The organism is Sphingomonas sp. QA11 (assembly GCF_028473665.1).
Lineage (GTDB): Bacteria > Pseudomonadota > Alphaproteobacteria > Sphingomonadales > Sphingomonadaceae > Sphingomonas > Sphingomonas phytovorans.
The window spans coordinates 1,923,387-1,944,623 of record NZ_CP098774.1 but is presented as its reverse complement, the minus strand read 5'-3'; the positions used below and the strand labels follow the sequence as shown (position 1 = coordinate 1,944,623).

Annotated in this window: 20 protein-coding genes; 13 read left to right on the top strand and 7 right to left on the bottom strand. The window is 64.9% G+C overall.

The annotated features are described in order from the left end of the window. Positions 1–37: 37 nt before the first annotated feature. The gene (dnaE, locus tag NDN01_RS08875; RefSeq protein WP_272626991.1) at positions 38–3,559 is read left to right on the top strand and encodes a DNA polymerase III subunit alpha; all 3,522 of its coding nucleotides are present in this window, start codon (positions 38–40) and stop codon (positions 3,557–3,559) included. A gap of 173 nt (positions 3,560–3,732) precedes the next feature. Next, complete coding sequence (locus NDN01_RS08870) at positions 3,733–5,331, top strand: long-chain fatty acid--CoA ligase (protein WP_272626989.1); 1,599 nt, start codon at positions 3,733–3,735, stop codon at positions 5,329–5,331. A 21-nt stretch (positions 5,332–5,352) separates the two neighbouring features. Here NDN01_RS08870 and NDN01_RS08865 read toward each other — a convergent pair whose 3' ends face one another. Both NDN01_RS08865 and NDN01_RS08860 read right to left on the bottom strand, forming a co-directional pair. Continuing rightward, positions 5,353–5,631 carry a hypothetical protein gene (locus NDN01_RS08865; RefSeq protein ID WP_272626987.1) on the bottom strand — a complete coding sequence of 93 codons (279 nt, stop codon included), beginning with the start codon at positions 5,629–5,631 and terminating at the stop codon, positions 5,353–5,355. 100 nt (positions 5,632–5,731) lie between these two features. Continuing rightward, positions 5,732–6,388 carry a Crp/Fnr family transcriptional regulator gene (locus NDN01_RS08860; protein ID WP_272626985.1) on the bottom strand — a complete coding sequence of 219 codons (657 nt, stop codon included), beginning with the start codon at positions 6,386–6,388 and terminating at the stop codon, positions 5,732–5,734. A gap of 137 nt (positions 6,389–6,525) precedes the next feature. Here NDN01_RS08860 and rutB point away from each other — a divergent pair, with 137 nt between their 5' ends. The 6 genes from rutB to NDN01_RS08830 all read left to right on the top strand — a co-directional run bounded on the left by rutB (position 6,526) and on the right by NDN01_RS08830 (position 11,498). After that, complete coding sequence (gene rutB, locus NDN01_RS08855) at positions 6,526–7,254, top strand: pyrimidine utilization protein B (RefSeq protein ID WP_272626983.1); 729 nt, start codon at positions 6,526–6,528, stop codon at positions 7,252–7,254. A 4-nt stretch (positions 7,255–7,258) separates the two neighbouring features. Beyond that, positions 7,259–7,642 carry a Rid family hydrolase gene (locus NDN01_RS08850; protein ID WP_272626981.1) on the top strand — a complete coding sequence of 128 codons (384 nt, stop codon included), beginning with the start codon at positions 7,259–7,261 and terminating at the stop codon, positions 7,640–7,642. After that, entirely contained in the window at positions 7,642–8,412 is a 771-nt protein-coding gene (gene rutD / locus NDN01_RS08845; protein ID WP_336298359.1) for a pyrimidine utilization protein D, read from the top strand. Before NDN01_RS08850 ends, rutD begins: the two co-directional genes overlap by 1 nt. Before the next feature lie 4 nt (positions 8,413–8,416). Beyond that, on the top strand, positions 8,417–9,484 hold the full coding sequence (gene rutA, locus NDN01_RS08840) for a pyrimidine utilization protein A (protein WP_272626979.1): 1,068 nt from the start codon (positions 8,417–8,419) through the stop codon (positions 9,482–9,484). Further along, positions 9,481–10,599, top strand: a complete 1,119-nt coding sequence (locus tag NDN01_RS08835) for an SGNH/GDSL hydrolase family protein (RefSeq protein WP_272626977.1) — start codon at positions 9,481–9,483, stop codon at positions 10,597–10,599. Before rutA ends, NDN01_RS08835 begins: the two co-directional genes overlap by 4 nt. A gap of 215 nt (positions 10,600–10,814) precedes the next feature. Next, positions 10,815–11,498 (top strand): EF-hand domain-containing protein, encoded by a 684-nt coding sequence (locus tag NDN01_RS08830; RefSeq protein WP_272626975.1) that lies wholly within the window; start codon positions 10,815–10,817, stop codon positions 11,496–11,498. Positions 11,499–11,505: 7 nt separating this feature from the next. Here the strand turns inward: NDN01_RS08830 and NDN01_RS08825 are convergent, their stop codons facing one another. Beyond that, entirely contained in the window at positions 11,506–11,634 is a 129-nt protein-coding gene (locus NDN01_RS08825) for a hypothetical protein (RefSeq protein WP_272626973.1), read from the bottom strand. 174 nt (positions 11,635–11,808) lie between these two features. Continuing rightward, a complete protein-coding gene (locus tag NDN01_RS08820; protein WP_272626971.1) occupies positions 11,809–12,882 on the bottom strand; it encodes a PA0069 family radical SAM protein in 1,074 nt (357 codons plus the stop codon). Between the two features lie 50 nt (positions 12,883–12,932). On the opposite strand from NDN01_RS08820, the gene NDN01_RS08815 reads away from it, so the two are divergent. Together NDN01_RS08815 and NDN01_RS08810 are read left to right on the top strand one after the other, a co-directional pair. Continuing rightward, positions 12,933–13,280 carry a VOC family protein gene (locus NDN01_RS08815; protein ID WP_272626969.1) on the top strand — a complete coding sequence of 116 codons (348 nt, stop codon included), beginning with the start codon at positions 12,933–12,935 and terminating at the stop codon, positions 13,278–13,280. Positions 13,281–13,352: 72 nt separating this feature from the next. Further along, a complete protein-coding gene (locus NDN01_RS08810; protein ID WP_272626966.1) occupies positions 13,353–13,868 on the top strand; it encodes a YbjN domain-containing protein in 516 nt (171 codons plus the stop codon). Positions 13,869–13,874: 6 nt separating this feature from the next. On the opposite strand, the gene moaB is transcribed toward NDN01_RS08810, so the two are convergent. The 3 genes from moaB to NDN01_RS08795 are packed head-to-tail and all read right to left on the bottom strand — an operon-like array spanning position 13,875 to position 16,970. Beyond that, positions 13,875–14,402: a molybdenum cofactor biosynthesis protein B gene (gene moaB / locus NDN01_RS08805; RefSeq protein ID WP_272626964.1), complete on the bottom strand. Its 528-nt coding sequence runs from the start codon at positions 14,400–14,402 to the stop codon at positions 13,875–13,877. Then, positions 14,392–16,212: a lytic transglycosylase domain-containing protein gene (locus NDN01_RS08800; protein WP_443025216.1), complete on the bottom strand. Its 1,821-nt coding sequence runs from the start codon at positions 16,210–16,212 to the stop codon at positions 14,392–14,394. The genes moaB and NDN01_RS08800 overlap by 11 nt, the downstream gene beginning before the upstream one ends. Further along, positions 16,209–16,970 carry a uracil-DNA glycosylase family protein gene (locus tag NDN01_RS08795; RefSeq protein WP_272626962.1) on the bottom strand — a complete coding sequence of 254 codons (762 nt, stop codon included), beginning with the start codon at positions 16,968–16,970 and terminating at the stop codon, positions 16,209–16,211. The genes NDN01_RS08800 and NDN01_RS08795 overlap by 4 nt, the downstream gene beginning before the upstream one ends. Before the next feature lie 116 nt (positions 16,971–17,086). Between NDN01_RS08795 and NDN01_RS08790 the strand changes: the two genes are divergently transcribed. From NDN01_RS08790 to NDN01_RS08780, 3 genes are all read left to right on the top strand, one after another. Further along, the gene (locus tag NDN01_RS08790) at positions 17,087–18,742 is read left to right on the top strand and encodes an electron transfer flavoprotein-ubiquinone oxidoreductase (protein ID WP_272628117.1); all 1,656 of its coding nucleotides are present in this window, start codon (positions 17,087–17,089) and stop codon (positions 18,740–18,742) included. 172 nt (positions 18,743–18,914) lie between these two features. Beyond that, the gene (locus NDN01_RS08785) at positions 18,915–20,339 is read left to right on the top strand and encodes a tetratricopeptide repeat protein (protein WP_272626961.1); all 1,425 of its coding nucleotides are present in this window, start codon (positions 18,915–18,917) and stop codon (positions 20,337–20,339) included. Then, positions 20,336–21,160 (top strand): 4-(cytidine 5'-diphospho)-2-C-methyl-D-erythritol kinase, encoded by an 825-nt coding sequence (locus NDN01_RS08780; protein ID WP_272626960.1) that lies wholly within the window; start codon positions 20,336–20,338, stop codon positions 21,158–21,160. The genes NDN01_RS08785 and NDN01_RS08780 overlap by 4 nt, the downstream gene beginning before the upstream one ends. Positions 21,161–21,237: the final 77 nt, after the last annotated feature.

The following is a 21,237-nucleotide window of genomic DNA, read 5'->3' as shown; positions in this document are numbered from 1 at the left end:
GCTTTCCCGAATCGGCCTGGACACCCATAGTCGTTGAATGCCGCATTCAGCTTTCGTGCCTCTACGTATCTTTTCGTCCTACACGATGCTCGATGGCGCGATCGAACCCAAGGCGATCGCCAAGCGCGTGCAGGAACTGGGTTTCCCCGCAGCGGCCCTGACCGATCGCAACGGCCTTTATGCGGCGATGGCCTATTCGGATGCCTGCAAATCGTCGGGGGTGCAGCCGATCATCGGCACGATGCTTGGGATCGCGCGACCGGATATGCCCGACGGCATCGAAGCGCCGGTCGACTGGATCGCGCTCTACGCGCAGGACGAGACCGGCTATCAGAATCTCTGCGCGCTCGTGTCCCGCGCCCACCTTGATCGGCCGCTCGAATTGTCGCCGCACGTCGATTTCGCCGCGCTCGAAGGCAGGACCGCTGGGCTGATCGCGCTGACCGCCGGCGGCGAGGGCGGGCTGACCCGGTTGATCGCGGAAGGGCAGACGGAACGGGCGTTGGCCTATGCCGATCGCCTCCAGCACCTGTTCGGCGACAGGCTCTATATCGAGCTGGTCCGTCGGCTCGACGAGACCGAGGGCAGGGCGGAGGCCGGGCTGCTCGACCTCGCCTATGCGCGCGACCTGCCGATCGTGGCGACCAACCCCTGCTGCTACGCCGACCAGGATTTCGGCAATGCGCATGATGCGATGCTGTGCATCGCCAATTCGACCTATATCGCGAGCGAGGACCGGCCGCGCAGTTCCCCCGACGCCTGGATGAAGCCGGCCAAGGACATGCGCCTGCTGTTCGAGGACCTGCCCGAGGCGATCGCCAACACCCTGGTCGTCGCGCAGCGCTGCGCGGTGATGGCCCCGTATCGCAAGCCGATCCTGCCCAGCCTTGCTGGCGATCCGGCGGCCGAAGCCGAGGCGCTGCGTCACGATGCGCGGGAGGGGCTGGAGAAGCGGCTCAAGCGGATCGAGGAGCTTTCGGCGCATGCTCCAGTCGCCGCCGGGGAGGCGGTGGCAGAGGAGGACTGGCGCGACGCTTACCGCAAGCGCCTGGAATTCGAGCTCGACGTCATCATCCAGATGGGCTTCCCAGGCTATTTCCTGATCGTCGCCGACTTCATCAAATGGGCGAAGGACCATGACATCCCGGTCGGACCGGGCCGTGGATCGGGCGCCGGTTCGGTCGTCGCCTGGTCGCTGACCATCACCGATCTCGATCCGATGAAGCTCGGCCTGCTGTTCGAACGGTTCCTCAACCCGGAACGCGTATCGATGCCCGACTTCGACATCGACTTCTGCGAAACCCGGCGTGGCGAGGTGATCCGCTACGTCCAGGAAAAATATGGCCGCAACCAGGTGGCCCAGATCATCACGTTCGGAAAGCTGAAGGCTCGCGCGGTGCTCAAGGATACCGGCCGCGTTCTCCAGATGAGCTATGGCCAGGTCGATCGCCTGGCCAAGCTGGTGCCCAACCACCCCACCGATCCCTGGACGCTCGAGCGCGCGATGAACGGCGTCTCGGAACTGCTGGCCGAATACAAGAGCGATGGCGGGGTGAAGCATCTGCTCGACCTGGCCATGAAGCTAGAAGGCCTGCCGCGGCACAGCTCGACCCATGCCGCAGGCGTGGTGATCGGCGACCGGCCGCTCGCCGAGCTGGTGCCGCTCTACCGCGATCCGCGCTCCGACATGCCGGTCACCCAGTTCGACATGAAATATGTCGAGGGCGCAGGGCTGGTGAAGTTCGACTTTCTCGGCCTGAAGACCCTGTCGGTGCTCAAGAAGGCGATCGACCTGCTCGCGAACCGCAACATCGTCGTCGATCTCGACGCGCTCGAATGGGACGACGAAGGCGTCTACAAGCTGCTCCAGAAGGGCGACACGGTCGGCGTGTTCCAGCTCGAATCGGAAGGCATGCGACGCACGCTTGCGGCCGTGCGCCCCTCCAATTTCGGCGACATCATTGCGCTCGTCTCGCTCTACCGCCCCGGCCCGATGGACAATATCCCGAGCTTCGGCGCGCGCAAGAACGGGCGCGAGGAGATCACCTATCCGCATCCCCTGCTCGAAGGGATCCTGTCCGAGACCTACGGGATCTTCGTCTATCAGGAACAGGTGATGCAGGCGGCGCAGATCCTGGCTGGCTACAGCCTGGGTCAGGCCGACCTTCTGCGCCGCGCGATGGGCAAGAAGATCAAGGCAGAGATGGACGCGCAGCGTGCCGGGTTCGTCGAGGGGTGCCTAGCGGTCAACAAGATCCCGGCAGGCAAGGCGAACGAGCTGTTCGACTTGATCGACAAGTTCGCCGGATACGGCTTCAACAAGTCGCACGCCGCTGCCTATGCCCTGCTCGCCTATCAGACGGCGTGGCTGAAGGCGCATTATGCTGAGGAATTCTACGCCGCCTCGATGTGTTTCGACATGGCGCTGACCGACAAGCTTGGCGTCTTCACTGATGACATGCGGCGCATGAGCGTTGCCTGCCTGCCGCCTGACATCAACCGCAGCGAGGCAGAATTCTCGGTCGAGAGCACCGAGGACGGCCTGGCGGTGCGCTACGCGCTTGCCGCGCTGAAGAGCGTGGGCGAGGGCGCGATGGAGAAGCTCGTCGCCGAGCGCGACGAGAATGGGGCGTTCGACACGCTTGACGAGCTTGCCCGCCGCGTCGACCCGCGCCTGCTGAACAAACGCCAGCTTGAAACGCTGGCGGCGGCCGGGGCGTTCGATTCGATCGATCCGAACCGTGCGGGCATCTTCGCGACCGCCGAGACGATCCTCGCGACCGCCGCGCGGGTCCACGACATGCGCACCAGCGGGCAGGGTGGCCTCTTCGGTACGGCAGACGCTGTCGAACCGGCGATCAAGTTGCCGCTGTCGGCCCGCTGGACGCTCGCGCAGCGGATGGAGCAGGAGAAGGAGGCATTCGGCTTCTATTTCTCGGCCCACCCGGTCGATCGTCATTCGCACCTTGCCAAGATGCACGGCGCGCGGAGCTATGCCGCGCTGGGTGAACTTTCCATTCCCGATGACGGCACGCGCGCCGGGGCGACGATGGCGGCCCTGGTCGAGGACGCGCGGTGGCGGACCTCGGCCAGGGGCAAGCGGTACATGATGGCGACCTTGTCCGATCCTTCGGGGCAGTTCATCGCCACCTGTTTCGACGATGGGGTGGCGGCCGACCTGGAGGAGGCGGCGCGCAACGGCGGCTGCGGGTTGATCACGGTGGAACTGGACCGCCGGCCCGGCGAAGACAGTCCGCGCGTGAGCATCAAGCGCATCCAGCCGTTCGAGACGCTCGCCAATACGGCGCGTTTCGTGGTCGAATTGTCAGTGGAAACGCCGGCGGCGATGGCGGCGCTTGGCGCGTTGCTGGCTGAAGTTCGCGGGGCACGGGGCGAAGTATGGGCCAATGCCGCGCTTCCTGACGGGGGTGCGGCTCGCGTGCTGCTGGGCCGGGATTTCCTGCTCGACGGCGAACTTGCCGCCCGGATCGAACATCTGCCAGGGGTGAGCAACGTGGTGCTGAAGACCTCCGAGACGAAACTGGCTCTCGTCGGCTGATCGCGAGGCGGGTTCTCCGGTGGGTGCTGTGTGTTGCCGATCCGTGTCTGGCTTGACGATACGCGACACATCCCTGACGCTCGTATCGGCTGTTTCGGTCAAGACAGGCCAAGGCTGTACAAACACGCGCAAAGCGGACGACAATGACCACAAGAACGAGGCGGGAGAGCTGAATGTTGGGTGGGATGCAGGATTTCGAGTTGCGCGTGCCGCGATTGCTGGACCATGCCGAGCGGGAGCATGGCAGCCGGGAACTCGTCAGTGTCTGGGCCGATGGCAAGGAGACCAGGACGAACTGGGCCGGTATCGCACGTGATTCGAGGAAGCTGTCACAAGCTCTTGAGAAGATGGGCTGTAAGCCCGGCGACCGTATCGGTACCCTGGGCATGAATCATAGCCGCCACCTCGTCGCCTGGTATGGCGCGATCGGCATGGGCGGGGTGATCCACACCATCAACCCGCGGCTGTTCGATGAACAGCTCGTCTATATCGCCAACCATGCTGACGACCGCGTTCTCTTCTACGACAGGGTGTTCCAGCCGCTTGTCGACCGGCTAAAGTCGCAATGGACCAGCATCGAGCATTATGTGGTGTTCGACCCGCATGAGTCAGAGGGGGACGGTTTCGAAGCGCTGATCGCGCGGGAGGACGGCGACTATGTCTGGGTGGAGGGCCCCGAGCGCGATCCCTGCATGCTTTGCTATACCAGCGGTACGACCGGAAACCCGAAGGGCGTCCTCTACCAGCACCGCTCGACGATGATCCACGCCATGGCGGAGGTGGCGCCCTGGGTGTTCAACCTGTCGCCGCGCGCGGTGGTGCTGCCGATCGTGCCGATGTTCCACGCCGCTGCCTGGGGCCTGCCCTTTGCCGGGGCATTGTCGGGTGCAAAGTTCGTGTATTCGGCGGTCAACGATGCCGTCGTCCTGTGCCGGCTGATGAACCAGGAGAAGGTGACTCATTCGGCGGGCGTGCCGACTGTCTGGCTGTCGATGTTCCAGCATATGGACGCGACGGGCGAGGAGCCGAGATATCTGCAGCAGGTGACGATCGGCGGATCGGCTGCGCCGCGCGCGATGATCGAGCGGATCATGGGCATGGGCGTGACGGTGAAGCATCTCTGGGGCATGACGGAGACCTCTCCGATCGGCACGGCGGGCTTCCCGCCAGCGCATTGGGACGAGATGAGCTTGTCCGAGCAACTCGATCATGTCTCGAAACAGGGGCAGATTCCGTTCGGCGTTGAACTGCGCGTCGTTGACGACGACGATGTCGTGCTGCCGCGCGATGGGCTCAGTTCGGGCCGCCTCCAGATCCGTGGCCCCTGGGTGGTCAAGCGCTACTTCAAGGCCGATGCCGATGCGGTGGACGCCGACAACTGGTTCGATACTGGCGACGTGGCGGTGCTCCATCCCGACGGCACGATGCAGATCACCGATCGCGCCAAGGACGTGATCAAGTCCGGCGGCGAATGGATCAGCTCGGTCGATCTGGAGAACGCCGCTGTCGGCTGCCCGGGCGTGGCCGAAGCCGCGGCGATCGGTATCTATCATCCCAAATGGGACGAACGCCCGCTGTTGCTGGTGGTCCGCAAGCCAGGCAGCGCGGTGACCCCGGCCGAGATCACGGCGCATCTGGCCAGCCATGTCGCCAAATGGTGGCTGCCCGACGAGATCGTCTTCGTCGACGACCTGCCCCACACGGCGACCGGCAAGCTGCTCAAGACCGAACTGCGGGCGCGATTCAAGGATTACAAGCTGGCGGTTGCCTAGGGGAGCGTTGTGGCGGCTCGGCTACCCGGCAATCTTGTAGACGCCAACAGCTGCGCCCGACATCAGCAGGAACAGGATCGAACCAAGCAGCGCGGACAGACTTGGCCGAAGATTGGAGAAGGCATCGGCGATTGCCTTGATGATTGCCGGCAGGTCAAGCCCAGGGGCCAGCTCCCGCACGCGTTCTGCGATGTCGGCCGGCTCCGGTTTCGTGCTGATCGCGTTCCTGAAGAACAGGTAGAAGGACGCGACCGAGAAGGCCAGCGTGACGCTGCCGATGATGCCGTTCTCAATATGCATGGTCCATTTCCTTTCGCTCGATGAGCGCGGGATAGGGCAGCGCCGGATGCCATGCGCGTGACCGGCGTCACGCTTCGACTTTCCCTCAGGGCGGAGGATGTCAGCCGATCCCCTTCGCGATGGCGAGATTGGGGGTGTGCAGCTTGTCCTTGACGGCATTGGAGAGACTTCGTTCGATCGCGCTGCGCAGCCCCTCATGGTCGTTGAGGAAGCGTCTCATCGTGGGCGTCGAGGCGCACCAGAAAGTGCAGGGGCCGATCAGCGTGACGGTGGCCGTGGCATCGTCACCGGATAAAATGGTTGCTTCGCCGATCAGATCGCCGGTGCGCCAGATGCCGATCTCCCGCGTCTGGATTGTCGCCCGGGCTTCGCCGCTGACGAGGTAGTAGAGATTGGCGATTGGCTCGCCCTCGCTTGTCAGCACGTCATTGGCCCGGCCGCGCAGCCACAGGCCGAGATCGATGAACTCCCGTGCCGCATCGCGCGGCAGCGTGTGGAGAAAGGTGCGGCGCATCGCCTCCTCCATCGGGGTAAAGCGGATTTTCCTGTCCTTCCGGCGGTCCCCCCAAAGCTTGACGATCCAGATTGCGAGCAGGACCAGCATCAGGCCGGCCGCCACAGGATCGGCCCGCAGGATCGCGTTCGCCAGTATCGCGATCGCCGCAACCCCGATTAGCATTCGCATTCGCCGTGTCGTTCGCGCCAGCAGCGCGACGACGAGCAGGGCGTAGCCCAGCTGCAGAACCAGATTGTCCATTGAAAACATGCGTGCGCTCCCTCGTTGGAAAGCGACCCGACCGGCATCATGGGCAAAGCAGACGCGGTGAACAAGCCCGGCTTGCGGGTGAAGCCCGACTGGTTCAAGCTCCCCGGCTGGTTTCAGGGAGTTGGCGCGTGGCGGACGAGGGCACGACGGTGGATGTGGGGAGTGCGACGGGTGCGGTGACGCTGCCCGCCCGGCCCGAGGCACTACGCCTGTCGCCGACCGAGACCGCCGTTGTCGTGATCGACATGCAGAATGCCTATGCCTCCCCCGGGGGCTATGTCGATCAGGCGGGATTCGACATTTCGGGGGCCGCCGGCACGATCGGCAAGATCGCCACCGTGCTGGACACCGCGCGTCGCGCCGGCGTGCAGGTGATCTATCTGCAGAATGGCTGGGACCCCGATTATGTCGAGGCGGGTGGGCCGGGATCGCCCAACTGGCACAAGTCGAATGCGCTGAAGACGATGCGCAGGCGCCCTGAACTCGCCGGCAAGCTGCTCGCGCGCGGCGGATGGGATTATGAACTGGTCGATGCGCTGAAGCCGCAGCCGGGCGACATCAGCCTGCACAAGACCCGCTATTCCGCCTTCTTCAATTCGCAGCTCGACAGCACGCTCCGCGCGAGGGGGATCCGCAACATCGTGTTCGTCGGCATCGCGACCAATGTCTGCGTGGAATCGACCCTGCGCGACGGCTTCCATCTCGAATATTTCGGCGTGATGCTGGAGGATGCCACGCATCACCTGGGGCCGGAGTTCATTCAGCAGGCGACGGTCTACAATGTCGAGAAATTCTTCGGCTGGGTTTCCACCGTCGCCGATTTCTGCGGCAGCTTCGGCCAGACCCCCAAGGAGTAATGCGATGCCGTTCGAACCGATCAATCCGCCCCAGTTCCCGACCCCGATCGCACCCTATTCCGCCGGTGCCAGGGCCGGAAACACTGTCTATGTCTCCGGCGTGCTGGCGCTGGGCGAGGGCGGGGCAGTGCTGCATGTCGGCGACGTCGCGGCCCAGACCCGCCACGTGCTCGACGTCATCCGGATCACGCTGGAGGCGGGCGGCGCGACACTGGCCGATGTGGCGATGAACCATATCTTCCTGAAGGACCTGGCTGACTACGCTGCTTTCAACGCGGTCTATGCCGAATATTTCCCAGGCGCGAAGCCGGCGCGCTATTGCATCAAATGCGATCTGGTGAAGGCCGATTGCCTCGTCGAGATCGCCAGCGTGGCGCATATCGGCTGATGGAGGCCGCCGGGCTCTGGTATGAATGGCATGGTGTCCAGGACGGGGAGGTGCTCATCCTCTCGCCCGGAATGGGGGGCTCGGCGGGATACTGGGAGCCGAACCTGGCGGCGCTCGGTGCACGGTATCGGCTGCTGCTCTACGATCATCGCGGCACGGGACGGAGCGAACGATCGCTGCCCGACGGCGTCACCGTCGCGACCATGGCAGCCGATGTGCTGGCGCTGCTCGAGGAGTTAGGGATCGGGCAGGCGCATTTCGTCGGCCATGCGCTGGGCGGACTGATCGGGCTCGAACTCGCACGGATATTCCCCGGGATCGGGAGGATCGTCGTCGTCAATGGCTGGGCTACTCTCGATCCGCACTTCGAGCGATGCTTCGAGACGCGGCTCGAGCTGCTGCACAAGAGCGGGCCGGCAGCCTATGTCCGAGCGCAGCCCTTCTTCCTCTACCCGGCCAACTGGCTATCGAAGAATGTCGCGCGCCTCGATGCGGAGGGCGCCCACCAACTTGCCCATTTCCCGCCCGCGAAGATTCTCGAGAAGCGGATTGCGGCGGCCAGGGCGTTCGAACTGCCGTCCGATATCGCCGCCGACATCCTGCTGCTGGTGTCGGAAGACGACATGCTCGTGCCATCACACTGTTCGGCATTGCTTGCCCAGCGCCTGGGGGACGTGACGCGCGTCGCGATGCCGTGGGGCGGCCATGCCTGCAACGTCACCGATCCGGATCGCTTCAACACCATCGTGCTCGATTTTCTGGGGAGCTAAGCACATGCAAGTCGGCGTTTTCGTGCCCATCAACAACAATGGCTGGCTGATTTCGGAGAACGCGCCGCAGTACAAGCCGAGCTTCGACATGAACAAGGAGATCGCGCTCAGCGCGGAAAAGCATGGACTGGATTTTCTCCTGTCGATGATCAAGCTGCGCGGTTTCGGTGGCAAGACCGAGTTCTGGGAATATGGGCTGGAGAGCTTCACGCTGATGGCCGGGCTTGCCGCCGTCACCGAGAAGATCAAGATCTACGCGACCTGCCCGACGCTCGTCATCCCGCCCGCCTTCGCTGCGCGGATGTGCAACACGATCGATTCGATCAGCCACGGGCGCTTCGGGCTCAACCTGATCACCGGCTGGCAGCGGCCAGAGTACAGCCAGATGGGCATGTGGCCCGGCGATGAGCATTTTAGAAACCGTTACCAGATGTTGGACGAATATGCTCACATTCTGCGTGAGCTTTGGGCCGAAGGCGTGTCGGACTTCAAAGGCCAATATTATCAGATGGAGGATTGCCGAGTCAGGCCGACGCCGACCGGCGACATGAAGATCATCTGCGCCGGGTCGTCCGATGCCGGCCTCGCCTTCTCGGCGAAATGGGCTGATTATGCCTTCTGCCTCGGCAAGGGGGTCAACACGCCCAAGGCCTTCGCCTTCAACAATGATCGCCTCGCCGTCGCGACCGCAAGGACGGGCCGGGACGTCTCGGTCTTCGTGCTGATCATGATCATCGCCGCCGAAACCGACGAGGAGGCGATGGCCAAGTGGAAATCCTATAATGACGGGGTCGATATCGACGCGATCGCCTGGCTCGCGGACCAGGGCGCGGCTGACAAGCACAACCCCACCACCAATGTCCGCCAGCTCGCGGCGCCGGAGGGGGCCGTGAACATCAACATGGGCACGCTGGTGGGCAGCTATGCAAGCGTGGCGCGGATGCTCGACGAGATGGCGGAGGTGCCGAATACGGGCGGCGTGCTGCTTACTTTCGATGATTTCATCGAAGGGGTAGAAATGTTCGGCACCCGTATCCAGCCGCTGATGAAGTGCCGCGCCGGCAAGGCATGAGGGTTGTCAGGGAGAAGCCCGGGCCTCTTGCCGGCGTTCTCATTCTCCTTCTGGCAACTGCCTCGGCTTGCGCGGAGAAGAAGCAGCCGGCGCCTGTCCCGCTCTATGTCGGCGGTCGTGTGGTTGTCGACACGGATGGATCGATGCGCTTCGGCTGGCCGGGGGTTTATTTCGAGGGGCGCTTCAAGGGCAACGGCCTGACTGTCAGGCTCCGAAACGGAGCCGACCGGTTGCGCCTGCTGATCGACGGGGTCGAGAAAGCGAGCTTCACACGGACCGGGCAGGTCGACGCGCGAATCGATGGCCTTGGCGATGGCGAGCACAGCGTTCGCCTCGAAAAGCTCGGCGAAACCCAGAACGACGAGAGTCGTCTGTTCGGCATCTTCGCGGCCGGGGAGGGGGTTCCGCTCTCGCCTCCGGGGCGGACCGGCCGGCAGATCGAGTTCATCGGGGATTCCTATACGGTCGGTTACGGCAATGCGTCGCCCGGAAGGATTTGCACGACCGCCCAGGTGCGGGACACCACCGACACGCAACGGGCCTTTGGGCCAATCGTCGCGCGTCGACTGGGGGCGGACTATCGGGTCAACGCCTATTCTGGTTTCGGCATGGTCCGCAATTATGGCGGAAGCCGACCCGGCGAGAGCATGCCGGGGCTCTACCAGCGCCTTATCCCGAAAGATCCGGCGCCCGTCGAGATCGATCCCCGTGGCTGGCATCCGCAGTTCATCGTCGTCAATCTCGGTACCAACGACTTCTCCACGCCTCTCCAGGCGGGCGAGCCCTGGGCGAGCCAGGCTGCGCTCCACACCGCCTATCGCGCGCGCTATCTCGGTTTCGCGCGCGACCTGATGGCACGCGAGCCGAACGCGCGGCTGATCCTGATGGGTGCCGACGCGTTCATCGCCGATGTCCGGCAGGTTGCGGACGAGCTCGGGAGCAAGGCGCCGGGGCGGGTCTCCACTATCCATTTCGAGAGGCTCGATCTGGAGGGCTGCGACTGGCATCCCTCGCTGAAGGATCACAAGCATCTCGCTGACCTGCTCCAGGCGGAGATCGGACGCATTGCTGCGACGCCCGCTTATCAGGGACCGTTTCGGGCCTTTGGACCTTGAAATTGCCATAGACTGGTTCGCTTGTTGGGGATCCGGGAGCTCCTCAAGCGAGCGGGTAAGTCATGCGCCTTGTCTTCCTCACATCTCTGGCCCTCCTGACGGCGGGTTGCGCCGGGAGCCAGCAGCCAAAATTCAGGCACGGGCGCCCTCCTGGGGGCTTCCATGGCGGCGGCGCTGAAAGCGCAAGTGCGCGCGGGCGGTTGTTCATCAGCCCGATGGGAGAGCCATTCCGCAGCGAACGCGGCGGCATCGATCCGCAGGATATCTGGTTCCAGAATGCCGATACTGACCATGACGGGGCGTTGAGCCGCGCTGAATTCTCGAAGGACGCGTCGCGTTTCTTCGCCGTGCTCGATCGTGGCCATGACGGCGAGATCGATCCCGATGACATCGAATATTACGAGACGGTGCTGGCGCCCGAGATCCGCGTCGGTGGCGGGGATGGCGGCGCCGGGCGTTTTTCGGGCAGCGGCGGCGGCCGGAGCGGAGGCGGGCATCGCGGCGGGGGCGGCGGCGGTGGTAGAGGCGGTGGTGGTGGTGGGCGTCATGGCGGTGGCGGCGGAGCCGATACTAGTCAGAGCAGCGCCCAGGGCAGTGGCGAGACCCGGGTCACCTATGGCAAGCAGGGCGCGGCGCGTTACAGCTATTTCGACTTTCCCGAGCCGGTGACGATTGCCGACACGAACTTCAACCGCGGTGTCGATGCGGCGGAATTCCAGCACGCTGCCGATGTCCGCTTTGCGATGCTCGACAAGAATGGCGACGGGAAGATCGAGCGTAGCGAATTGCCGCGACTGTCGACTGGTCCGTCCCGTGGCAATGGCCGGCCGGGTGCTGTGCGGGTGCCCGCTGACGAGGCGACTGAGGCCCGGCCCGGCGGTGCCCCCCTGAAACGATAAAACGGGATCAGGACTCGCTTTTGCGTCGGTCGCCCTTGCGGCGCTCCTCGCCGGTATAGAGCGGGTCCTGTTCCTTGCGGCGGTCGCCGGCGCGCTTGTCGTTCGACGGCCGATCGTTCGAGGTCGTTTCTGCCACCAACTCCTCCCATTGAAAACCTGTCCGCAATGATAGAGACGCTCGTGATCCAAGGAGAAAGCGGCGCCGGCGAATAAACTCCTGTTTCCGCCAATGGTCATATCATGAAGACCGCTAAGGCGAAGTTAAGGCGATGAAGATGGCGTGGGCCACATTGTCACGACATTGTGAGATTCAGCCGAACAATTCACCCTGACGGCCTGGCGGCGGGCGGAAGAGATCGGTGCGAAGCTGTTTCCATTCGCGGACCAGGCCATGTTTGCGACATGCGATCTTGAAGCGTGTCCTCAACAGTTCAGCCCAGGGGCCACTGCCGCGCATCCGGCTATGGAATTGCGGATCATTGTCGCGCCCGCCTCGGATCGACTGGATCGTCGCCATGACCTTGCCGGCGCGATCTGGAAAATGTTCGTCAAGCCACGCCCTGAACAGTGGGGCTACTTCATAGGGCAGGCGGACCGGCAGGAAGGTGACGCCGTACGCGCCAGCCTCGGCCGCGCGCTCGATCAGATGCTCGAGCTCGTGGTCGGTGATCGCCGGAATAACCGGCGCGATCGAGACATAGGTCGGGATGCCCGCGTCGACGAGCTTGCGCACAGCCGCGAGGCGCCGCGGCGGGGTAGGGGCACGGGGCTCGACCGTCATCGCGATACGCGGATCGAGCGATGTGATGGACACCGCCACTGCCGAGAGCCCCCTTGCCGCCATCGGCGCCAGCAGATCGATATCGCGGACGACCCGGTCGGATTTGGTGGTGATCGTCAGCGGATGGCCGGTTTCGGACAATATCTCGATGCATTGCCGCGTGATCCGCCAGTCGGCCTCGATCGGCTGATAGGGGTCGGTGTTGGTCCCGAACGCAATCGGTCGAACGACATAGCCGCGCTTCGCCAGTTCGGCGCGAAGCAGTGCAGGCGCTTCCGGCTTGGCGAACAGCCTGCTTTCGAAATCCAGGCCGGGCGACAGGTCGTGGAAGGCATGAGTCGGTCGCGCGAAGCAGTAGATGCAGCCATGCTCGCAGCCGCGATACGGGTTGATCGAGCGATCGAAACCGATGTCGGGCGAGGTGTTGCGGGTAATGATCGTACGCGGTTTCTCGACCGTCACGGTGGTGCGTAACGGCGGAGGTCCCTCGTCGAGCAGCTCGCGATTGTCGAGCCAGTCGCCATCCGCATCCCGCTCGGGCAGGTTGAATCTGACGCTTTCCCGGTTTTGCGTCGCGCCGCGGACGGGACGGGATTTTGCCATTGACTGAGCGTAGTTCATCGGTAAGAACATATCAAGAACAAGGAGGCGATATGGCGCGCTTGAATTATGTGGAGCTACCGGTGGCCGATGTCCCGGCGGCTAAAGCCTTTTATGCGTCAGCCTTTGGCTGGACCTTCACCGATTTCGGACCCGCATATGCAGCGACGACGACGGGGGATACCGATCTGGGCCTTGACGGCGATACGTCGCAGCATACGGCGCAGTTGCTGCCGGTGATCGAGGTTGACGATCTCGCAGCGGCCGAGGTCGCGGTCGGCGCCGCGGGTGGAACCATTACGATGCCGATCTTCGCCTTTCCGGGCGGGCGGCGCTTCCATTTTCGTGATCCGGCTGGCCATGAACTCGCGGCGATGCAGCCGGATGCCGACAAGGCATAGCGCGTCTGGCGTGTCGCCTTCGGGCGACATATGGTCGGCTCGGTATCGAACTGGCGTCGGGAGGGCAGGAACATGAAGATAGGGCTGTATGCGCTGGGGCTGGCGGCGATGGCGGTCCCGTCGGCGGGCATGGCCGCCGACCGGGTGGTCGATGTCAGCAGCGTGAAGAATGTCGCCGCGCTTCTCCAGGAGGCCGGGTACAAGGCTGAGATCAAGAAGGGCGACGACGGCAGCAGCTATATCGAGAGCGGCGCCAATGGCAGCTGGTTCCAGCTGACATTCTATGGCTGCACCAATGACGCCGGCTGCAATTCCTTCGAATTCTACAGCTATTTCAAGAAGGAGCCCTTCTTCTCGGTCGCCATGGCGAATGAGTGGAATGCGAAGAAGCGCTTCCTGAAGGTCACCATCGACAGCGACGGCGACCTTGCCGAATCTCTCTACGTGTCGGCCCTGGGCAAAATGACCTACGACAATTTCAAGGACTATATCGACTGGTACGCGTCGATGGATTCGGATCTTTCCGGTTTCATAAGGGAGAAGCGCGAAGCGGCGGGGGGCGGAAAGCCGAAAGGCTCGACCAGCTGAACCCTGTCAGCGTTCAAGCAGGCGCGGCATCAGCTCGACGAAGTTGCAGGGCCGGTGGCGGCTGTCGAGCTGGTCCTTGAGGATACCGTCCCACCCGTCCTTCACCGCGCCGGTCGATCCGGGCAGCGCGAAGATATAGGTGCCGCGGGTGACGCAGGCGCAGGCGCGCGACTGGATGGTTGAGGTGCCGATCATTTGGTAGCTGAGCCAGCGGAACAGTTCGCCAAAGCCGGGAATGGGTTTGTCCTGGACTCGCTCGATCGCCTCGGGCGTCACGTCGCGCCCGGTTACGCCGGTCCCGCCGGTGGTGATCACACAATCGACCTGCGGTTCATCGATCCAGGCGTGGAGGCGGCTGACGATCGACGAGACGTCGTCGGTGACGATGGCGCGGTCGGCAAGGATATGGCCCGCTGCCTTCAGCCGCTCGACAAGAATGTCTCCCGACCGGTCGTCGGCGAGGCCGCGGCTGTCGGAGATGGTGAGCACCGCGATCCTGACCGGCAGGAAGGCGGCGTTCTCGTCAATTGGCACTGGCGACCGATGCCGGGACCGATACCGAGCTGATGGCCTTGAAATTGGTGGACGTGCCGGGATTCAGCGCGCTCGAGCTGAGCCGAACGGCGCTTGCGCCGGCCATGCCGGGGAAGCGCGGCCACAGGCCTTGCGACAGGGCGACGCGGCTGGGCGAATTGGGCTTTCCGGTCTGCCCCTCATACATCCAGTAGTTGCGCAGCACGGTGATGACGTAGCCGCGCGTCTCCCAATAAGGGATCGATTCGATATAGAGCAGCGGATCACCGCCATCGCGGGCCTGGGCGTTCCATGCCTCGACCGGGACCGGGCCGGCATTATAGGCTGCGATCACCTTGGGCAGCAGGCCGCCCGTGCACGCCTGGTCGCGCAATTGCTCAAGGTAGCTCTGGCCGACTTCCATGTTGGTGCCCGGATTGCTCAGCGCCGAGCGATCGAAGCTGCGGCCCTGCTTGCGCGCGATATCGGTCGCGGCGCCGGGGCGGACCTGCATCAGGCCATAGGCGCCGGCCGGGCTGACCACGTCGGTGCGGAACCGGGATTCCTGGAGCGTGTGGGCGAACACCAGGGCCTTGTCGACACGCCAGCCGCCATCGGGCGTCCAGTTCGGTGCGGGATAGCGCGATTCGACCGGCGGCGTCGCCCCGACCGGCCCGTTATGCGAGAGCCAGACGACGGTGCTGGGCAGGTTGAGCGCACCGGTCAGCCTGACAAGCGCCGGGAATTCGGAGGTGTCGCCGATTCGCGCCTGCTGGCGGATCACCGCGTCCGCAAGACCATTCTCGCCGATTTCGACCAGGGCCGCGGCGACCCGGATGTTCGGGCGACGGGCGAGTGTCTGCCAGTCACCGGCGAGCAGGGTATCGGCCTGGCGGGCGGCGGGATCGTGAATGCCGAGCGTCTGGCGCGCGAGGAGGCCATAAAAAGTTTCGCGATACTGGGCGGCGTTCTTCAGCCGGCCTTCGACCAGGTCGGGGCGACCGCACTGCATGTCGGCGCGCGATGCCCAGTACAGCCCGGCCGCGCGAAGCTCAATATCGCTGGCGCGCGCGGCCACTCTGGTGAAGCCTTGCCCGGCGGCGGTGCAGTCGCGCTGCCGCCACGCGGCGAGTGCCGCGACCCAGTCGCCCTGCACGGCCCAGTCGCCGGTGCCGGTCGAGGCCTTGGTCGCCATCGCGCGGGCATTATTGTCGTCGCCCGCCAGGAAATACATCCAGGCGACCTTTTGCTGCCACTCGGTCAGCGCGTCGGGAGACAGGTTCTGCATCGATTCGAGCAGTGCCTGGGCGGAGACGCCGTCATCGGCCTTCACGAAGGGCTGCATGCGGATCGCGAGCTCGCCGGCGATCATGTCGCTCTTGATGCTCTTGGCGCGCAGGCGGGCAGGGGCGCCGTCGATCCAGGTGAGCTTGCGGGCCTCGGGCAGCGGGGGCAGGCCGACGGCGCCACGCGAACTGGCCAGCACCGCGATCTGCTGCGCCTGGGGCAGTTCAGGCGCTTCGCTCAGCAGCTTCATCAGCGGATCGAGATCGGCCTTGGGCGACCCCTTGGCAGTGAGCAGTTCAGCGCGGGCAAGGGCGTGAAGGGGCCCAGGCTTCATCGAATCGAGCTGGATCTGCGCGTCCAGCCATTTCTGGCCGCGGATGCTCTGGAACACGGCGCGATAGCCGGCGCGCTGCTCAGCATCGAGCTGATCGGGTACGATGCGGCCGGTGGCGGGCGTCGAGCCGATGCGCTGGGCGTCGGCGGCATGTGCGGTGCCCAGCGGTGCCAGCGCAAGTGTGCAGGCCAGGATGAATTTCGCGGTCACGTGTCCAGATCCCCGATCAGCATCTGCAAATCTTTCCATGCTTCGGCTTTGGCGGCCGGTCGCTCGATCAGGAAGCGGGGATGGAAACTCGCCACCGCCTGTGTCGCGACGTCGTTATCCCCCGGCGGCCCTTTTCCGCCACCAAGGTTAATGCCATGTAAACTACCCCGCATGCGCGCCGCATCCGCCCCAAGCAGGGCACGGCTTGGCGCATTGCCCAGCAATAACAGCCGTTTCGGCGCAGCGAGCAAGACATGATGACGGGCTACCTGGTTCAGCCGTTCCTCGATTTCGGGCGCAACCCGCCCGGCGACGGGCCGGCTGGCGCAGACCGGTACGAGATAGATCGAGCCCCGGTCCCGCCCGATCGCGGCGAGCATGCGATCGAACAGTCGCCCGGCCGGGCCGCTCATCAGGATACCCGAATCTGCATCCTCGCGTTCCGGCAGGTCGATCAGGACCATGATGTTGGAAGAACAGGGCCCCTGTGCCGCGAGCGGCTGGCCGGGCCAGTCTGCCTCGGGCGCTTCGGGCCCGAGGCGCCACGCCTCGAAGGCCGCCAGCGTGCTCGGGAGAGGCCGTGCGACGACCGGTGCTGCCGCTACGGCTTGAACGCGTCTGACTGGTTTCGGCGGTTCGACCGGCGCCAGCCAGTCGCGTGGCGACTCGTCGATCGACGCGTCGACTCCGGCGTCGCGCCACCACTCAAGCGCGCTCGCCGCCGCCGTTCGCCAATCGATATGCTGGTCCGCCCCCATGATGTTCCTATAGAGTCGTGTGTTGACGGCGCGGTCAATTCGCTGGCACCGCTGAATGGACAGGACGTTGCTGTGGCGCGACGAGAGCGCCCGCTTCGTCCTTATTGGAGACGATGATGAGCGAACGCGAGTCCATGCCGTATGACGTCGTGATCGTTGGTGCCGGGCCTGCGGGCCTGTCCGCCGCGATCCGGCTGAAGCAGTTGGCGGCCGAAAAGGGTGGTGAAATTTCCGTCTGCGTGCTCGAAAAGGGCTCGGAGGTCGGGGCGCATATCCTGTCGGGCGCGGTGGTCGATCCCAAGGGGCTCGACGAACTGATTCCGGACTGGCGCGACAAGGGCTGTCCGCTGGCCGAAGTGCCGGTCACCGACAACCAGCACTGGATTTTGACGAAGACGAAGAAATTCGGCCTGCCGCACATCTTCACCCCGCCCTTCATGCACAACAAGGGCACCTATACGGGATCGCTGGGCAATCTCTGCCGCTGGCTCGCTGGCCAGGCCGAGGAACTGGGCGTCGAGATCTTCCCGGGCTTCGCCGCGGCCGAGATACTGTTCAACGACGACGGGTCGGTGAAGGGCGTCGCGACCGGCGACATGGGCGTGGCGCGGGACGGCACCCACAAGCCGGATTACACGCCGGGCCTCGAGCTCCATGCGAAATATACGTTCCTCGGCGAAGGGGTGCGCGGGCATCTCACCAAGGAACTGATCCGCACCTTCGATCTGGCGAAGGACGCGCAGCCGCAGGTCTACGGCCTCGGCATCAAGGAATTGTGGGACATCAAGCCGGAACATCATGTTCCCGGCCGCGTTATCCACACTCAGGGCTGGCCGCTGTCCGAGGGGGCGAGCGGTGGCGGCTTCTTCTATCACCAGGCGAACGGGCAGGTCGCGATCGGGTTCGTCACCTGGCTCAACTACACCAACCCCTATCTTTCGCCGTTCCAGGAGATGCAGCGCTGGAAGACCCATCCGGCGATCGCGGCCATGCTGGAGGGTGGCAAGCGAGTGTCCTATGGCGCGCGCGCGATCAGCGATGGCGGGCTGCAATCGGTGCCGAAGCTGGTCTTTCCGGGCGGCGCGCTGATCGGGGATTCGGCCGGTTTCCTCAACGTGCCCCGGATCAAGGGCAGCCATACCGCGGTGAAGAGCGGGATCATGGCCGCCGAAGCCGCCTATGATGCGGTCCAGGCAGGCCGCGCCGGCGATGAACTGAGCGCCTATCCGGAAGCGTTCGAGCAGAGCTGGGTGAAGAAGGAACTGTCGGTCGTCCGCAATGTCGTGCCACTGGTGAAGACCTTCGGGGATTTCATCGGGTCCGGTCTCGCCGGCATCACCATGTGGCTGGAGAATTTCGGCATCCGCATGCCGTTCACGCTGAAGCATCACCCGGACAATGAGAGCCTGTGGCGCAAGGACGAGGCCCGGAAGATCGATTATCCCAAGCCGGACGGCGTGCTGACCTTCGACCGGCTTTCCTCCGTGTTCCTGTCGAACACCAATCATGAGGAGGACCAGCCGGTCCATCTGACGCTGAAGGACCCGACCATCCCGGTCGCCTATGACCTGCCGATGTATGACGAGCCGGCGCAGCGTTATTGCCCGGCGGGCGTTTACGAGATCGTGGGCGAGGAAACCGGCGATCCGAAGTTCGTGATCAACGCGCAGAACTGCGTCCATTGCAAGACGTGCGACATCAAGGACCCGACCCAGAACATCAACTGGGTGGTGCCGGAAGGCGGCGGAGGGCCGAATTATCCGAACATGTGATCGCCTGGGACTGGTACTGCTGGCGCTTACCGTCGCGACGCCCGCCTGGGCGGATCGCGGGGCTGACGACCTCGCAGCCTATGCGCGTGCCCGTGCGGCCGATGGTGACGGTCGCGCGGAGCAGGCGGCGGCCGACTATGCCACGGCGCTCGCCGGAGCGCCGGGAAATCTCATGATCGCGCGACGGGCCTATCGCGAGGCGATGGAGGCCGGCGACGATCTGCTCGCCGATCGCGCGATCGTGACGCTCGATGCGGCGCGCGCCGCGCCGCCCGATGCGATCCTGTTCAGCTATGCGCGCGCGGTTCGCGCCGGAGACAAGAAGGGGGCGGCCGCGATCCTGACCCGGATCGGCGCGGGGCCGTTCGACTTCGTTGCCGGCCTGCTGGGGGCATGGGCTGTCTATGACGCGGGCGGCGATCCGGTCGCAAAGCTTGCCGAGAGCAAGTCCAGCCCGGTCGCGCGCCGCTATATGGCGGAGAATCGCGCGCTCCTGCTGATCGCGACGGACAAGGTCGATGAAGGCGCGATCGCGCTTCAGGCGCTGCTCGGCGCTGATCAGGCGAGCCTCGATCTGCGGATCAATGCCGCGGAACTGCTGGCTGCCAAGGGCAGGGCGGATATTTCCAGGGCGCTGCTGAGCGGGAGCGACAGCGCGGTCGTCGCACTGCGGCGCACCATCGGCCGGGGCGTGCCGCCGTCGAGTGCGTTCGGCGCGTCCCGCGTGTTTGCCCGCCTTGCCGCCGATCTTTCCGAGGGCGATCCGACGCCGATCGTCACCGCGCTGATGCGGGCCTCGCTGCGTCTCGACCCCGACAATGATAGAGTGCGGATCCTGCTGGCCCGGGCTCTGGTGCGAGGCGGGGCGAGCGAAAGGGCGCTTGCACTGCTCGACCAAGTCAAACCATCGAGTCCGTTCCATGAAAGCGCGTTGGAAGCGCGCGTCTCGGTGCTCAGCAATGCAGGTGAAGACGCCGGGGCTCTCGCCGCAGCGACGGCACTGTCCAATCGCAAGGATGCCACAAGTGCCGATGCGGTCCGGATGGGGGATCTTCTCACCTCGGCCGGCCGCTTCGAGGATGCGGCGCGCGCCTATTCGCTCGCCATCAGGCGTGCGGGCGATACGCCGTCCTGGACCCTTTTTCTTCAACTCGGCGGCACGCTCGATCAGGCAGGCCGCTGGCCCGAGGCGCGCAAGGCGCTTGAACGGGCAGTCGAGATGGCACCCGAGGAACCGGTCGCGCTCAACTATCTCGGCTATGCCCGACTGGAACATGGGGAGGATCCCGCCATCTCGATCAAGTTGCTGGAGAAGGCCAATGCGCTCCAGCCCGGTGACGCGTCGATCATCGATTCGCTCGCCTGGGCTTATTTCCAGCATGGCGATACACGCAAGGCGGTCCCCATGCTTGAGCTTGCCGCGCGGGGGCAGCCCGCCAACGCCACTATCAACGAGCATCTGGGTGACGCCTATTGGTCGCTCGGGCGCCGGTATGAGGCACGCTATGCCTGGCAGGCAGCCGCCATCGTCGCGGATGCCAAGGACGGGCCACGCATAGCGGCGAAGATCGCCGATGGGGTTCGCGTTCAGCCGTGATCGTCGAGCAAGCTCCGGCCAAGATCAATCTGGCGCTGCACGTCCGGTCGCGGCGCGACGACGGCTATCATGAGATCGAGACCCTCTTCGCGTTCGTCCAGGATGGCGACGAATTGCGGCTCGCCGATGGGCCGCCATCGCTGGCCATCGAGGGCCCGTTCGCGGGGGTGCTGACGGGCGAGGGCGACAATCTCGTCACGCGCGCGGCAGGCGCCTATGCCGCTGTGTTCGCCAAGCCGGGCGGTGCCTTCACGCTGGTGAAGCGCCTGCCGGTAGCGTCGGGCATCGGGGGCGGCTCGGCGGATGCCGCGGCTGCCCTGCGCGCCCTCGCACGGCGAGACGGTGTGTCGCTCGACGATCCGCGCCTGTTTGCCATCGCTGACTCGCTCGGTTCCGATGTTCCGGCGTGCCTGCTTGGCCGAAGCGCGCTCGGGCGGGGCAGGGGTGAGCAGCTCGAGCCGGTCGATGGCCTCACCGGCATGCCCGTCCTGCTCGTCAACCCGGGGGTGGCCGTCTCGACCGGACCGGTGTTCGCCGCCTGGGACGGGCGGGACCGCGGCCCGATCGGCGATGGTGCGCTGCTTGGTCGGGCATTGCTCGGCCGCAACGATCTCGAAGCGCCGGCCCGGAGCATCGCCCCGGCAATCGGCGACGCGCTCGCCCTGTTGCTCGATGGCGCTGGGACGCGGCTGGTCCGGATGTCCGGTTCAGGTGCTACCTGCTTCGCGCTATATGACTGGCCCGAAGACCGGGCCGCTGCCGCCAACGCCGTCCGCGCTGCGCGTCCTGGCTGGTGGTGTCTCGAATCGGTACTCGCGTGACGGTTTTTTGCCCCGAAATGACACGCCTCCTCCCAAGCCCGCGCTACGCGCCATGGCAAACCGCTATTGGCACTGCT

Excerpts from the sequence above, each read along its gene's own strand:
- dnaE (WP_272626991.1), top strand. The coding sequence starts at position 38 with ATGCCGCATTCAGCTTTCGTGCCTCTACGTATCTTTTCGTCCTACACG.
- NDN01_RS08870 (WP_272626989.1), top strand. The coding sequence starts at position 3,733 with ATGTTGGGTGGGATGCAGGATTTCGAGTTGCGCGTGCCGCGATTGCTG.
- NDN01_RS08865 (WP_272626987.1), bottom strand. The coding sequence starts at position 5,631 with ATGCATATTGAGAACGGCATCATCGGCAGCGTCACGCTGGCCTTCTCG.
- NDN01_RS08860 (WP_272626985.1), bottom strand. The coding sequence starts at position 6,388 with ATGGACAATCTGGTTCTGCAGCTGGGCTACGCCCTGCTCGTCGTCGCG.
- NDN01_RS08850 (WP_272626981.1), top strand. The coding sequence starts at position 7,259 with ATGCCGTTCGAACCGATCAATCCGCCCCAGTTCCCGACCCCGATCGCA.
- rutD (WP_336298359.1), top strand. The coding sequence starts at position 7,642 with ATGGAGGCCGCCGGGCTCTGGTATGAATGGCATGGTGTCCAGGACGGG.
- rutA (WP_272626979.1), top strand. The coding sequence starts at position 8,417 with ATGCAAGTCGGCGTTTTCGTGCCCATCAACAACAATGGCTGGCTGATT.
- NDN01_RS08835 (WP_272626977.1), top strand. The coding sequence starts at position 9,481 with ATGAGGGTTGTCAGGGAGAAGCCCGGGCCTCTTGCCGGCGTTCTCATT.
- NDN01_RS08830 (WP_272626975.1), top strand. The coding sequence starts at position 10,815 with ATGGGAGAGCCATTCCGCAGCGAACGCGGCGGCATCGATCCGCAGGAT.
- NDN01_RS08820 (WP_272626971.1), bottom strand. The coding sequence starts at position 12,882 with ATGGCAAAATCCCGTCCCGTCCGCGGCGCGACGCAAAACCGGGAAAGC.
- NDN01_RS08815 (WP_272626969.1), top strand. The coding sequence starts at position 12,933 with ATGGCGCGCTTGAATTATGTGGAGCTACCGGTGGCCGATGTCCCGGCG.
- NDN01_RS08810 (WP_272626966.1), top strand. The coding sequence starts at position 13,353 with ATGAAGATAGGGCTGTATGCGCTGGGGCTGGCGGCGATGGCGGTCCCG.
- NDN01_RS08795 (WP_272626962.1), bottom strand. The coding sequence starts at position 16,970 with ATGGGGGCGGACCAGCATATCGATTGGCGAACGGCGGCGGCGAGCGCG.
- NDN01_RS08790 (WP_272628117.1), top strand. The coding sequence starts at position 17,087 with ATGAGCGAACGCGAGTCCATGCCGTATGACGTCGTGATCGTTGGTGCC.
- NDN01_RS08785 (WP_272626961.1), top strand. The coding sequence starts at position 18,915 with ATGATCGCGCGACGGGCCTATCGCGAGGCGATGGAGGCCGGCGACGAT.